The sequence below is a fragment of the Mesorhizobium sp. KACC 23794 genome (assembly GCF_052180275.1).
Taxonomy (GTDB): Bacteria; Pseudomonadota; Alphaproteobacteria; order Rhizobiales; family Rhizobiaceae; genus Kumtagia.
In genome coordinates this window covers 2,994,940-3,007,089 of the sequence record NZ_CP197465.1, presented here as the reverse complement: position 1 = coordinate 3,007,089, position 12,150 = coordinate 2,994,940, and the positions used below count along the sequence as shown (strand labels likewise).

Here is a 12,150-nt window from a genome sequence, read left to right as displayed (position 1 = left end):
TCGCGGGGCGTTGGTCGCGCATTTTCTGGCTGGGGCGATTCCCACTTCGCTTCGCATCGAGGTCACAACACGAGCCCCGCAACGAGCATGATGACGGCGACCGCGCCGACGACGGCCATGACATCCCGACCGACGAGGGCGGCGCGTCGCAACGCCTGCCGTCGGCGATGACGACGGTAGGCCGCATGGGCGGCCGGACAGCGAAGGGGCGCCGAGGCGTCGATCATGCCGCACCGTCCATCTGCGGATCGGCCTGCTGGTCGGGATTGATCGCTTGCTCGACGGCAGCACGAAAGGCGAGCAGTTCGCGTCGGATCTCTGAATCCGACATTGCGGCAAGACGCAGTTGGTCACGCAACAGGTCAATCTGCCCGTTCCAGTAGGCGACGCGCCTCTTGCCTCGAAAGCGCTGGAGCCCCAGCACTACACCCTTTATCGTAGAGCGCTGCCTTGACGGGGGGAACGCGGATATCGAAGCCGTGACCTGGCCACTGGCGCACCGCTTCATCGGTCTCCGGCGTTCAATGTAGGGCGCGAGATGAACGACACCTAGTATTGCTTCGAAGTCGAGCTCGAGCTGGCGCATCACAACCACTCCGGCTTCGTGGCGGCGGACGATGAGGGCGAGTCGACTGGAGGGGGCCTTTTCGGGCCCCCGTCTCCGAGCGCATGTTCGAAGGATTGTTTCGCTACTTCGCCCGCCGCTGATCCGACGTTCCCGACGGGCGCTGCCTCGCCAGTTTTGGCGGCAGCGTAAGAGTTGGACGCCACATCCTCGACGCTGGGTGCAAGCGGAGGTGATTGAATCACGGCAGAGGCGGCAGCCTTCATAGATATTTGGGCACGTGGCACGGCATCCGGAACACGTGCCCAAGATGAATCCGGTGTTTTTCGACCTTGGATTTCGTCATCAACTTGGGCACGTGACACAACTTGATTTCCGCTTGGTTGAGCGTACGGGAGGTCGATGGACACCCCCTCGGGGAATGGATCGGGCATCGCGAGCCGGATCGTTCTCGACTTCCGCAGCTTGCCGTTGCCATCTCCGGCGAAGCCGATCTCGACAATCACGAGACCTTGGCTCGCGAGAAACGACACTGCCTTGCTGGCTTCTGTCGGATCCATGTTGCCTGCCCATCTCGCAAGCGTTTCGTTGCCGTCTGTGGTTGTCCCGCTATCGCGGCGGATTGCCTTGGTAAGTGCGAGCAGCAGCCGAAAGTGATTTTTCGTCTCGGCTATCTGCGCGGCGACGAAGAACCATAGGTCGGCGAGCGCGTACCTTGATCGGTCTTTGGGCCAGCGCATCGGCACCGGCTTTGCGGTCGAGACGGCGCGCTTTTTCCGCTCGCCTGTGGCCTCCCAAGGGCGCCTATGCGATTGCGCGCCGGCACGTGGCGGTGATATCAATTCAACTTGAAATGCTTCCATATCAGCCGCGCCGTCGCCTGCCAGCGACGCGCGGCTTTCCAATTTTGGGGCGGCCATCAATGCGCCCTCGCGAGCTCGAGGTTTCGCGCCCTGATGATCTCGACCGCCATGACGGCAGAAAGACCGAACCGGCGCTGAAGCTCCGGAACGGCCGGACCGCGCTGCGATCTCGGTGTATCGCGAAGCCAGTCAGCAGCGGCGGTGAGGTCGGGGGATGCAGGGACCTCGTCGGACGCGCCGGGTATGGTCAGACGGAATCGGTGTCTGGTTCTGCGGGCGCCTCGGTCGATAGATTCTTCGGTTCGTTCGACGCCACGTTCTACCTCTTCGCCCTGGCGTTTTATGTTCGCAAACTCCTCTCGCATCTGGTCGGGGGCGCTCATGCTATCGCTCCCACTGTTTTACAGCAGGCCGGTTTGTTCTGGTCCCGTTCGTGCTTTTTCGGGCATGCGCTGAAAAACGCATGCCCTTGATTATTCAGCGGAAACGGTCCATTGGATAGAAACCTCCACTTTTCCCTTCCAAAGTTTCACGAACGCTGGAACCGCGAAAAATCGCTTCCGGGGTTTCATTGCCGCTGTCCGCGGGAAAATGCCCTCTGCCCTACCGGCATTTCAACTTCAGCAGTGCCTCGGCCACAACTCAACGAAAGGATTATCGCATGTCGGCAAACACCGACCGTTTCTTCGTGTTCACCGGCGGACCCGGTTCCGGCAAGACCACGCCGATCGATGCATCGCGCGCCGAAGGTTTCGCGGTCACCGAGGAAGCCGGGCGCGGCATCATCCGCGACCAGGTCACTATCGGCGGCGGCGCACTGCATTGGGCGGATAAAAAACTCTTCGCCGAACTGATGCTGGCCTGGGAAATGCGCTCGTGGAACCAGGCGCTCGCTACCACCGGCACGGTCTTCTTCGACCGTGGCGTACCCGATTGCATCGGCTACTTGAACCTCTGCGGCCTGCCCGTTCCCGATCATTTCCGCCGCGCCGCGGAAAAATTTCGCTACAACGGGACCGTCTTCATCCTGCCGCCGTGGCTGGAAATCTACGGCAACGACACCGAGCGCAAGCAGGATTTTGCCGAGGCGGTACGAACCTTCGAAGCGGTAGCCGCGGTCTACACCGCCTGCGGCTACGATCTGGTGGAAGTGCCGCGCGCGCCGATTGCCGACAGGCTGGCCTTCATAAAATCGAGGGCGCTCGCGGCGCCCTCGGGATAGTCCCACTCATCAAGCCCTCATTCATTCGGCCGGCGCGACCTCCATGTCGCTTCGACCGCGCCGAGAACCGAGCGTCAGCATGGACAAAACCAGCGCAATAACCGCGCAGGCGGCAATGCCGGTGATCATCGGCATCGGCAGGCCGTTGGCGAAAAATCCCGTCACCGTCATGGCGGCGACGCCGGTGATCATGTGCAGCGTGCCCATGAGCGCCGACGCCGTTCCCGCGATCTCGCCATGGTCTTCCATCGCCAGCACCGAGGTGGTGGGAATGACCAGCCCGAGGAATCCGTAGCCGAAGAACAGCGCGACCGCCATGAAGGCGAGCGACTCAATGCCCGTCGCCATCACCGCATACATGGCGATCATCACGGCCGCGTATCCGAACACCGCGATGCGAACGACGCGGCGCAGGCCGAACTTCTGCGCCAGCCAGCCGCTGAGCTGGGATACGGCGAAGAACGATACCGCGTTCACCGAGAAGAACAGGCTGTAGGTCGACGGCGACATGCCATAGTGGTCGATGATCACGAAGGACGAATTGGCCAGGTAGACGAAGAAGCTGGCGATGCCAAAGCCGCCGATGAGCACAAGGCCGAGGAAGCTGCGGTCGACCGAGAGCTTCTTGTAGCCGGCCCAGGCGGCGGAGAACGAACTGCCGCCGCGCATCTCGGCCGGGCGCGTCTCTTCCAGGGCCGCGACCATCAGGAAATAGCCAAGCACGGCCGCGATCGTCACCGCCCAGAATACGGCACGCCAGCCGAAAGCGTCGATGATGAAGCTGCCGGTCAGCGGCGCAAGGATCGGCGACACGCTGAACACCAGCATCAGCAGCGACATCAGCTTGGCCGCCTCCGGGCCGGTGTGTAAGTCGCGCACGATGGCGCGCGGCACCACCATGCCGGTGCTGGCGCCAAGCCCTTGCACCAGGCGGAAGAAGATCAGCCATTCGACCGTTGGGGCAAGCGCCGCTCCGATGCTGGCCAGCGCGAACACCACCAGGCCGCCATAGAGGATCGGCTTGCGGCCATAGATGTCGGCCAGCGGCCCGACCAGAAGCGGCCCGATGGCGAAGGACAGGAAGACGACCACAAGGCTCATCTGCACGGCCAGGTCGCTGGCGCCGAGATCGGCGCCGATCGACGGCAACGCCGGCAGGTACATGTCGATCGCGAACGGGCCGATGGCTGAAACCAGCCCAAGCACGATCGCGTAACGCAGGTAATTCGTTTGCATGACGTATGGCTCTTTTGCTGCGGCCGCGGATCCGGAATGGCGGCGGCCTGGCAACGCGAAGCTTCGGCAAAAGCTCCCGCACTGCACAATGTCGATATTTTTGGACGCTCTTGTCCAAATTGTCAATCAGGTGTACATAAATTTCCGATGCCACCTGTCACCGCTCCTGACATAGCCGGCCCGCGCGGCCATATCGAGAAGCGCCTGTCGATCATCGACGCGGCCGCCTGCGTCTTCTGCCGCGAAGGCTTTGGCGGCACCAACATCGACATGATCGCCGTCCAGGCCAACGTCTCGCGCCAGACCGTCTACAACCACCATGGCGACAAGGAAAAACTGTTCCAGGCCGTCGTCCGCGAGGTTACGGAGCGCATCAACGCCGACATTTTCGACACACTCGCCACCTTTCCGGACAAGCCTACCGATCTGGAAGCCGATCTCACAGCCTTCGCGGTCCGCCTGACCCGCAACTGCATCTGCAACCGCGACGGAAAATTCCTGCGCAAGCTGATCCAGTCGGAAGGCGAGCGTTATCCCGAACTGTTCGCCGACTGGCGCGTCAACGGCCCGGCAAAGACCTGGTCGGCACTCGCCGCCCGCTTCGCCCGCCTCGCCCTTTCCGGCCATCTAGACCTGGACGATCCCGACCTCGCCGCCCGCCAGTTCCTGGCGCTGGTCAATGCCGATTTGCAGACCGCCATGCTGCTCGGCGACGACATGGACGACGATTTTCTCGTCGCCTCGGCGAAGAACGCGGTCCGCACCTTCCTCCGCGCTTATGGCAAGCGAGCCTGAGGGTCCGTCTGCATAATCCGTTTACGGCGGCCCTATCCTTCATTAGAGGTAGTGTTGTCGATTCACTCGGAACCCGCTGCGCGATGGCCGAAGACCACATCCGTTACGACATCCTTGCCCAGGAGGCATTGCGCGGCGTCATGCGCAAGGTTCTGGCCGAGGTTGCGCGCACGGGCCTGCCTGGCAGCCACCATTTCTTCATCACCTTCCTGACCGGCGCGCCCGGCGTGCGCGTCTCGTCGCGGCTGCGCGAGCGTTACCCCGAGCAGATGACCATCGTCATCCAGTTCCAGTATTGGGACCTCAAGGTGACCGATGTCGGCTTCGAGATCGGCCTGTCCTTCTCCGACGTGCCGGAAAAGCTGGAGATTCCCTTCTCCGCGGTGCGCGGCTTCTACGATCCGTCGGTCAATTTCGAGCTGGAGTTCGACGTCAAGACCGAGGCGGCCACGCCTGCCGCGCCCGAACCGCTGCGTCCTGTCGCCGTCGAAAAAAAGCCGGTTCCCGTTGCCGCGTCCAAGAAGGCGGAACCAAAGGAAAAAGAAAAGCCGGCTCCCGCCAAGCCGGCCGCCGTGACCGAAGAAGGCAAGGGCGCCGACGTCGTCTCGCTCGACGCCTTCCGCAAGAAATAGCGCCGTCCTCACCCGGCCGTGGGCGAGATCGTCAACCTTCGCATTGCCAGGAAACGCCGTCAGCGCGACGATCAGGCGAAGCTTGCCGACGAGAACCGCGCCCGCCACGGCCGCACGAAGGTGGAAAAGCAGCGGGACCGCGCCGATGCCGCGCGCCTCTCCGATCATGTCGAGGCGCACCGCCGCGATGCTGGCCACGCCGGCGACGCTGAAGAATGATGCGGGCGACCGGTCGGGGCGTCAGGCCACCCCCATGAGCCTCGTGCACAAACACTCGGTCTCGATCCGCGGCCACCGCACCAGCTATTCGCTCGAACAGCCTTTCTTCGATGAACTCTGCGGGATAGCCAGCGACCGCGGGTTGCCTCTCGCCGCGCTGATCGCGGAAATCGACGAAGGTCGGCCCCGCGAAGCCAATCTCTCTTCCGCGATCCGCGTCTACGTCCTGGATTGGGTGAAGCGCGGGACGATCGGCAAATGACGGACGATCCCGTCAGCCACCCGTCAGCGAGCGGATGATGTTCTCGAAAGCCGACGGTTTCGGCTTCACCGGCGGCGGATAGTCGCCCATCTCGGTGCCCTGGCGCACGCCGGGCAGCGGCGCCTGTTCGGCTTCCCGCGCGGCTGGCCTGGCGGGTTTCTCCTCGGCGGCACGGCGGGCAGCTTCGTCGGCCTGCTGCGCTTCCTGCGACGCCCTGCGGCGCACGACCTCCTCGGTCTGGCGCCGGGAAGCCGCGGCCTTTTCGGCGGCCTGCCCGTCCTGCTCGCCCCGCTCGGCGGCCTGCCGCTCACGTTCTGCCTGCTCGGCGGCGATCCGCTCCCGCTCTTCAGCCTCCGCCTTCAGCCTTGCGTCTTCCTCCGCTTTCCGTCGCGCATCCTCTTGCGCCCTCTGCCGTGCTTCCTCTTCGGCTTTCAGGCGAGCCTCTTCCTCCGCCTGGCGCCGCGCCGCCTCTTCGGCCTGCCGCCTCGCTTCCTCGGCCGCCAGCCGCTGGCGTTCCTCCTCTTCCGCCTTGAGCCGCGCCTCTTCCTGCACTTTGCGCCGCGCTTCTTCCTCGGCCTTGCGCAAGGCCTCGGCGGCGATGCGGCTGCGCTCCGCCTCCAGCGCCGCATAGTAGCGGACCTCGCGGCGCAGCCTCTGCTTTTCCAGCAGCACGGCCTGCATCGCCTCCACCCGCGCCTGCTCTCGCTCCAGCGCCCTTTGCGTCAGGAACTGCGCCAGCGGCTCGCTGTCGAAGGTGATGCTGACCGCGCCGGCCTGGCCTTGCGCCGTGAAGCGCAAGGCGGGTTCGGACCCGGCAAGCGCCTCGTCGCCCGCCGCATAGGTCACGGTGCCGTTCAGCGATAGCTCGCCCGTGTTGAGATCGGCACGCAATTCCGCCGAAACTTGCGCCGGCGGGCTTTGCAGCGTCACCGGCGGCGCGCGCAACACGCCGTTGGCGATGGTGAACGCCACATCCGCATCACCACCGGCAAAGGAGCCGGCCGCCGCGATTTCCGGCGCAAAACCGGCTGTCCTGGCGGCGTCGATGTCGCGCCCGACCTTGTCGGCCGCGGCCAGCAGCGCCGGCAACGCTTCGCCATTGATGCCGTCGACGCGCAGCCCCTTGATCGACGCGGTGCCGGAACCCGAAAGTGCTGCCACGATCGCCTCGACCGATTTGCCGCTTCCCGACACACTCGCCGAGAAATCGCCCTTTCCCGCCAGGCCGCTGGTGGCCAGATCCGCGTTGCCGAGCTGCATCTGCCCCGAAACCAGGCCGTTGCCGCCATTGTTCTTGATCTCGAATCGGCCGCTCAACTGGCCACCGTCATAGGTCGCCTTGAGATCGTCGACCCGCAGTCCTTCCGCGCCGATGCCGAGCGACAGCGTCGCGTCGTAGGCGGTGGCGCTTCCGGCGGTGAGCGTTCCCGCCGAAACGTCCACTGCCGCGGAGAAGGGCAGCACGGCCTTCCCGACGAAAGGCGCGGACGGCCACGCCCCCTCGCCGCTCTTCAGCGCCTCGTCGCCCACCAGCATCGCGGCGAAGGGATCGAGCGACAATTCGTCCAGCACCAGCGCGCCGCTCAGATTGGGCAAGCCGTCCTTGAACTCCGCGTTGAGATCGCCGGCCACCGCCGTCTCGTTGACGACGCCGTCGATGCCGCTCAGCACCAGCAGGCCGGATCCCAGATCGGTCTGCGCCGAGAATTCCGCCGCCGTTCCCAGCCCCATGCCCGGCAGCACGACGCCAGAGGTCGTCAGCCACGGCTCGATATCCCCCGCCTCGACACTGACCTTGCCCTTCGCGGCAAAGCCGTCATCGTCGAGGTCGGTCATACCGTTGAACGAAGCCAGGAACCGGTCGCCCTTCAGTTCCAGCGCGCTTTCCAGGCCGGTCGCCGGCACGCCCTTGGCCGACAGCGTCAACTCGCCGGCGCCTGTGCTGGAAAGCGGGAGCGTTGGCAGGCCGATCAATGCCAGCAGCGCCGTCGAATCCTCGTTGCGCGCCGACAGCGTCAGCGACAATTGCGCATCGCGCGCCTCCGCTGGACGGCCATTTCCCGACAGGCTGGCCGACAGCGCCGAGCCGCCGGCATTGCCTTGCAGGCTCAGCGCCATACCGCTTGTGCCGTCGGCATTCGCGGCAGCACTTGCGACCACATCGAAACGCGCATCCGAAAGCAGTGACGGGTATGCGACAACCCGCCGCTGAAGCTGCTGCAGGGGGTAGTTTTCGGGAAAACTCTCAGCCGCGAGTTTTGCCAGCGGTGCAAGATCCACCGCGACGATGGATGCATCGACATTGCCGGTGGGATTGTCCGGAAAATCCTTGATGGAGCCCGTTGCGCTGATCGACGCGCCGGCCAGCCCGCCGATCGACAGCCGGTCGATCTCCAATTGCCCCTGCCGCAGCCGCAGCGCCGTATCGACCGTCTCGGCGGATAGCCCCGCCACGCGAACCGGACCCGCCTTGACGTCGAAATCGAGGTCGGATTCGGCGAAGCGATTTCGCCCGGCATCGCTGACGAACAGCGAGGCGAAGGCCGAAAGCCCGTCGACATCCATGGCGTCGCCGTCGAGCCTGATGAACACCGAGGGGCGGACGCCCTCCGGCTGGCGGCTGTCGATCTCGCCGCGGAAGCGCGCATCGCCGAGCACCAGTTCGAGGTCGCGGAACAGTTGCCGCCGTTCCGTCATGTCCACCTTGGCGCTGAATCCGGCAGCCGGCAGCCGGCGGATCGCCTCGTCTATGTCCTTGGCGACCCAGGCGGCAAAGCCGGAGGGCTGGGCGACCGCCAGCAGCAGCCTGCCGTTGAAGCCGAAACCGCCGTCTGTCTTGAGCAGCCCGTCGGCTTCCAGCGTCGTACGGCCGGGCAGCGTCGCGCCCATCGACTTGATCGTCCAGCCGTCCTTGGCCGGCTCCGCCGCGAGCTTCACATCGCGGATCGTCGTATCGCCGACCACCACGGCAGGGAGGTCGACCTCGATGGAACCCGGCATCGTCGGCTTCGGCAGGCCGAGCATCGCCGCCTCGAAGGCTTTCATGCGTTGTTCGAGCGACAGGCTGGATCCTTCGGTCGCGCCCAGCGCCTCGTCGAAACGCATCTGCGCGCCGCTCGCCTTGATGGCAAACCGCGGCTCGGCGCCGAAATCGACGCTGGCCGTTCCATCGGCTGTGTAGGGCCGGTCGAGCGGCCCGGTCTCGAAGCGGAACGCCGGCACGTCGAGCTTGCGGCTGTCCACCGAAAACTGGCCGGCAAGCCGGTAGCCCGGCGCTTCCGCCTGCGTGGGCGCAGCCGGCTCTGTTCCACCAGTCTCCGCACCAACCGTCCTGACTGCCGACTCGGCCAGCCTGAACGACCCCGCGTAGACCAGTCCATCCGGATTGAGGGCCACTTCGCCATCCGCCTCCAGCGAAACCGGCTGCTCGGTGGGCGTCGCGCGGATACGCAGGCGCATGCGGCCATCCCCGCTGGCAACGCCCGTGGTTGCCGAGATCGCCGCCTGCGCCCCGTCCAGCCTCAGCGTTCCTTCCACCCGCCACGGGCCGGCCAGCGATTTGGCCGCCATCTCGCTGTTGATCTCGGTGACGAGATGCGTGCGGCCGCTCAGCCGGTGGCGGACTTCCACCTGTCCGTCCGTCACCGTCAGCTTTTCCAGCGCGATCTTCGACGCGGGTATCGGGCTTGAAGGGCGAACCGCCCAGTCGACGGTGCCGTCCTCGGCAATGTCGACGATGCCCCTCGGCTTGACGATGCGCATGTCGAAGATCAGGAACTCACCGCGCAGGAACGGCGCAAGCTCGGCATCCATCGAGAACGTCTCGATGGTCATCGCCGGTTCGCCCCGCACGCCGCCGCCAACCGCAACATCGGAAAACGTCACGGAGGGAAACGGCAGCAGCCGGGCCTCGGCGTCGCCGCGCACCACCACCTTGCGGCCGAGAACCGCGCTCGCCTCGCGCTCGAAGTCAGCACGGTAATTCGTCCAGTCGATGAAATACGGCGCCACCAGCGCCACGGTCAGCGCCAGTACGATCAGTCCACCGACGAAGACGAAAAGCCGCGCCAGAATCAAACCCTTTCATTCGTGGAAGCGGGACCGCACTCTACCCGCATCCGTCTGTCCATAAAGTGGCAATGTTTCTAAACCGCCTACGCCGTCGCTTGTACGCCGTCGTTTGCGGGATCACCGAACTTCAGGCCTATCTTAACGCCTGTGTTGACGATATGTAATTTATAAATTACACCAATCTGGATGCGGCTCAAACAAACAGAAACGTTCCGTAGCTGGGAGAGCAAGCTCAAGGATTCCAAGGCCAGGGCGGCAATCGCAGCCCGACTTTTTCGCTTGGCGAACGGGCTTTTCGGAGATGTATCGCCGGTGGGCCAAGGAATCAGCGAACTTCGTATCCACTACGGACCGGGTTTTCGCATCTACTTTCAGCAGCGCGGCGCAGAGATCATCATCTTGCTCTGCGGCGGAGACAAAAGCACGCAGGATCGCGACATCAGCACGGCAAAACGGCTTGCCGTCGAATGGGAAACTCGAAATGGCTGAGAAACTATACGATTATGATCCGGCGGACGCTTTGACCTCGGATGAGGCCATCGAAGTCTTTCTCAACGATGCCTTCGAAACCGGCGACGCGCGATATATCGCGCGGGCGTTGGGTGTTGTAGCCCGTGCCAAGGGCATGACGAATATCGCCCGGGAAACCGGGCTGGCTCGTGAACAGCTCTATAAATCGCTCAGCGAGAACGGCAATCCGACGCTCGAGACCGTTCTTGCAGTCCTTAAGGCAATCGGCTTCGAGATGACCGGCAGGCGCCATGCCGCCTGAAGCGGCTCGCTACCTCTAGAAAATCTTCCCTGGATTCAAGATTCCCTTTGGATCCAGCGTCGACTTGATCGCCCGCATCACGTCCACGCTGTGGCCAAGCTCATGCTCGATAAAACCCATCTTGCCCTGGCCTATGCCGTGCTCACCTGTGCAGGTACCGTCCATGGCGATCGCCCGCATGTTCAGCCGCGACACGAATTTTTCGGTCTGCTCGATTTCTCGCGGGTCGGCAGGGTCCATCAGCACCATGACATGGAAATTGCCGTCGCCGACATGGCCGACGATCGGTGCGATCAGCTTCATCTCGTCGATGTCCGCCTGAGTCTCGGCGATGCATTCCGCAAGCCGCGAAATCGGCACGCAGGTATCCGTCGACAGGCTTTTTGCGCCGGGCCTTAGCGTCAGCGCCGACCAGTAGGCGTCGTGCCGCGCCTTCCAGAGTTTGGCGCGTTCCTCGGCCACCTTGGTCCACTGGAACGGCCCGCCGCCATATTCCGCGGCGATCTCGCCGAACATTTCCGCCTGCTCGGCAACACCGCCGTCGCTGCCGTGGAACTCGACGAACAGGCAAGGCGATTCCGGATAGTCCAGCTTGGAATAGGTCTTCATCCCCCGCATCTGCAACGCGTTGACCAGTTCGATGCGCGCCACCGGAATGCCCATCTGAATGGTGGCGATCACCGCCTCGCAAGCCTTTTCGATGCTCGGGAACGGACAGACCCCGCCCGAAATCGCCTGCGGAATGCCGTAGAGTTTGAGCGTCAGCGAGGTGATGATGCCCAGCGTGCCCTCCGAGCCGACGATCAGTCGCGTCAGGTCATACCCGGCCGAGCTTTTCTTCGCCCGCCGCCCTGTGCTGATAAAACTGCCGTCGGCCAGCACCGCCGTCAGCGCCAGCACATTCTCGCGCATCGTGCCGTAGCGCACCGCATTGGTGCCCGAGGCGCGTGTCGCCGCCATGCCGCCCAGGCTGGCATTGGCGCCGGGATCGATCGGAAAGAACAGGCCGGTGTCGCGCAGATGGGCGTTCAACGCCTCGCGCGTCACCCCGGGCTCGACGATGCAGTCGAGGTCCTCAGCGTGCACGGCCAGGATCCGGTTCATGCGCGAGGTGTCGAGCGAGATGCCGCCGCCCGGCGCGTTGACGTGACCCTCCAGCGATGTGCCGGTGCCGTAGGCGATCACCGGCACGCGATGCTCTGCGCAGAGCCTCACCACCTCCTGCACCTCCTCGCTGTTCTCCGGGAACACCACGCCGTCCGGCGCCTGGTTCGGGATATAAGTGGTGGTGTGCGCATGCTGCTCGCGGATCGACTGGCCGGTCTGGAACCGCTCGCCGAATCGCTGCTTGAGTACGCCCAGCACGATGCCCACGCCCTCTTCGTTACGCGGAACGCGCCGCAGGTCGCTCAAAGCCATGTTTTCCTCCGCGAATGGGCCATCGGCGGCTTCCGCCGAACTTTATGCTCGCCTAAGCCCAGAGCCAGCCCCTTGTCCAGCTTTTGAGAGAGCC

Annotated in this window: 14 protein-coding genes; 7 read left to right on the top strand and 7 right to left on the bottom strand. The window is 64.3% G+C overall.

Annotation, left to right across the window (positions count from 1 at the left end):
• Nucleotides 1-62: 62 nt before the first annotated feature.
• Genes ACSBOB_RS14710 through ACSBOB_RS14695 form a run of 4 tightly spaced genes read right to left on the bottom strand, consistent with a single transcriptional unit; the run spans nt 63 to nt 1,811 of the window.
• On the bottom strand, nt 63-227 hold the full coding sequence (locus ACSBOB_RS14710) for a hypothetical protein (protein ID WP_442583128.1): 165 nt from the start codon (nt 225-227) through the stop codon (nt 63-65).
• Nucleotides 224-586 carry a DUF6074 family protein gene (locus ACSBOB_RS14705; RefSeq protein ID WP_442583127.1) on the bottom strand — a complete coding sequence of 121 codons (363 nt, stop codon included), beginning with the start codon at nt 584-586 and terminating at the stop codon, nt 224-226. Before ACSBOB_RS14705 ends, ACSBOB_RS14710 begins: the two co-directional genes overlap by 4 nt.
• A complete protein-coding gene (locus ACSBOB_RS14700; protein ID WP_442583126.1) occupies nt 586-1,485 on the bottom strand; it encodes a hypothetical protein in 900 nt (299 codons plus the stop codon). Before ACSBOB_RS14700 ends, ACSBOB_RS14705 begins: the two co-directional genes overlap by 1 nt.
• Nucleotides 1,485-1,811 carry a hypothetical protein gene (locus ACSBOB_RS14695; RefSeq protein ID WP_442583125.1) on the bottom strand — a complete coding sequence of 109 codons (327 nt, stop codon included), beginning with the start codon at nt 1,809-1,811 and terminating at the stop codon, nt 1,485-1,487. The genes ACSBOB_RS14700 and ACSBOB_RS14695 overlap by 1 nt, the downstream gene beginning before the upstream one ends.
• Before the next feature lie 278 nt (nt 1,812-2,089).
• Here ACSBOB_RS14695 and ACSBOB_RS14690 point away from each other — a divergent pair, with 278 nt between their 5' ends.
• On the top strand, nt 2,090-2,650 hold the full coding sequence (locus tag ACSBOB_RS14690) for an AAA family ATPase (RefSeq protein ID WP_442583124.1): 561 nt from the start codon (nt 2,090-2,092) through the stop codon (nt 2,648-2,650).
• A 21-nt stretch (nt 2,651-2,671) separates the two neighbouring features.
• Here ACSBOB_RS14690 and ACSBOB_RS14685 read toward each other — a convergent pair whose 3' ends face one another.
• The gene (locus tag ACSBOB_RS14685) at nt 2,672-3,886 is read right to left on the bottom strand and encodes a multidrug effflux MFS transporter (protein ID WP_442583123.1); all 1,215 of its coding nucleotides are present in this window, start codon (nt 3,884-3,886) and stop codon (nt 2,672-2,674) included.
• Nucleotides 3,887-4,033: 147 nt separating this feature from the next.
• Between ACSBOB_RS14685 and ACSBOB_RS14680 the strand changes: the two genes are divergently transcribed.
• From ACSBOB_RS14680 to ACSBOB_RS14665, 4 genes are all read left to right on the top strand, one after another.
• Complete coding sequence (locus ACSBOB_RS14680) at nt 4,034-4,681, top strand: TetR/AcrR family transcriptional regulator (protein WP_442583122.1); 648 nt, start codon at nt 4,034-4,036, stop codon at nt 4,679-4,681.
• Nucleotides 4,682-4,764: 83 nt separating this feature from the next.
• Nucleotides 4,765-5,313 (top strand): SspB family protein, encoded by a 549-nt coding sequence (locus ACSBOB_RS14675; RefSeq protein WP_442583121.1) that lies wholly within the window; start codon nt 4,765-4,767, stop codon nt 5,311-5,313.
• A gap of 18 nt (nt 5,314-5,331) precedes the next feature.
• On the top strand, nt 5,332-5,532 hold the full coding sequence (locus ACSBOB_RS14670; RefSeq protein WP_442583120.1) for a DUF4169 family protein: 201 nt from the start codon (nt 5,332-5,334) through the stop codon (nt 5,530-5,532).
• 34 nt (nt 5,533-5,566) lie between these two features.
• Nucleotides 5,567-5,794 carry a ribbon-helix-helix domain-containing protein gene (locus tag ACSBOB_RS14665; RefSeq protein WP_442583736.1) on the top strand — a complete coding sequence of 76 codons (228 nt, stop codon included), beginning with the start codon at nt 5,567-5,569 and terminating at the stop codon, nt 5,792-5,794.
• 12 nt (nt 5,795-5,806) lie between these two features.
• On the opposite strand, the gene ACSBOB_RS14660 is transcribed toward ACSBOB_RS14665, so the two are convergent.
• Nucleotides 5,807-9,871 carry an AsmA protein gene (locus ACSBOB_RS14660; RefSeq protein ID WP_442583119.1) on the bottom strand — a complete coding sequence of 1,355 codons (4,065 nt, stop codon included), beginning with the start codon at nt 9,869-9,871 and terminating at the stop codon, nt 5,807-5,809.
• Between the two features lie 180 nt (nt 9,872-10,051).
• Here ACSBOB_RS14660 and ACSBOB_RS14655 point away from each other — a divergent pair, with 180 nt between their 5' ends.
• The gene (locus tag ACSBOB_RS14655) at nt 10,052-10,354 is read left to right on the top strand and encodes a type II toxin-antitoxin system RelE/ParE family toxin (RefSeq protein ID WP_442583118.1); all 303 of its coding nucleotides are present in this window, start codon (nt 10,052-10,054) and stop codon (nt 10,352-10,354) included.
• On the top strand, nt 10,347-10,637 hold the full coding sequence (locus ACSBOB_RS14650; RefSeq protein WP_442583117.1) for an addiction module antidote protein: 291 nt from the start codon (nt 10,347-10,349) through the stop codon (nt 10,635-10,637). The genes ACSBOB_RS14655 and ACSBOB_RS14650 overlap by 8 nt, the downstream gene beginning before the upstream one ends.
• A 15-nt stretch (nt 10,638-10,652) precedes the next feature.
• On the opposite strand, the gene ACSBOB_RS14645 is transcribed toward ACSBOB_RS14650, so the two are convergent.
• Complete coding sequence (locus ACSBOB_RS14645) at nt 10,653-12,056, bottom strand: FAD-binding oxidoreductase (RefSeq protein ID WP_442583116.1); 1,404 nt, start codon at nt 12,054-12,056, stop codon at nt 10,653-10,655.
• Nucleotides 12,057-12,150: the final 94 nt, after the last annotated feature.

Bases quoted from the DNA above. Each gene is read 5' to 3' on its own strand.
- ACSBOB_RS14695 (WP_442583125.1), bottom strand. From the start codon at position 1,811: ATGAGCGCCCCCGACCAGATGCGAGAGGAGTTTGCGAACATAAAACGC.
- ACSBOB_RS14710 (WP_442583128.1), bottom strand. From the start codon at position 227: ATGATCGACGCCTCGGCGCCCCTTCGCTGTCCGGCCGCCCATGCGGCC.
- ACSBOB_RS14655 (WP_442583118.1), top strand. From the start codon at position 10,052: ATGCGGCTCAAACAAACAGAAACGTTCCGTAGCTGGGAGAGCAAGCTC.
- ACSBOB_RS14700 (WP_442583126.1), bottom strand. From the start codon at position 1,485: ATGGCCGCCCCAAAATTGGAAAGCCGCGCGTCGCTGGCAGGCGACGGC.
- ACSBOB_RS14690 (WP_442583124.1), top strand. From the start codon at position 2,090: ATGTCGGCAAACACCGACCGTTTCTTCGTGTTCACCGGCGGACCCGGT.
- ACSBOB_RS14680 (WP_442583122.1), top strand. From the start codon at position 4,034: ATGCCACCTGTCACCGCTCCTGACATAGCCGGCCCGCGCGGCCATATC.
- ACSBOB_RS14675 (WP_442583121.1), top strand. From the start codon at position 4,765: ATGGCCGAAGACCACATCCGTTACGACATCCTTGCCCAGGAGGCATTG.
- ACSBOB_RS14685 (WP_442583123.1), bottom strand. From the start codon at position 3,886: ATGCAAACGAATTACCTGCGTTACGCGATCGTGCTTGGGCTGGTTTCA.
- ACSBOB_RS14650 (WP_442583117.1), top strand. From the start codon at position 10,347: ATGGCTGAGAAACTATACGATTATGATCCGGCGGACGCTTTGACCTCG.
- ACSBOB_RS14705 (WP_442583127.1), bottom strand. From the start codon at position 586: ATGCGCCAGCTCGAGCTCGACTTCGAAGCAATACTAGGTGTCGTTCAT.
- ACSBOB_RS14645 (WP_442583116.1), bottom strand. From the start codon at position 12,056: ATGGCTTTGAGCGACCTGCGGCGCGTTCCGCGTAACGAAGAGGGCGTG.
- ACSBOB_RS14665 (WP_442583736.1), top strand. From the start codon at position 5,567: ATGAGCCTCGTGCACAAACACTCGGTCTCGATCCGCGGCCACCGCACC.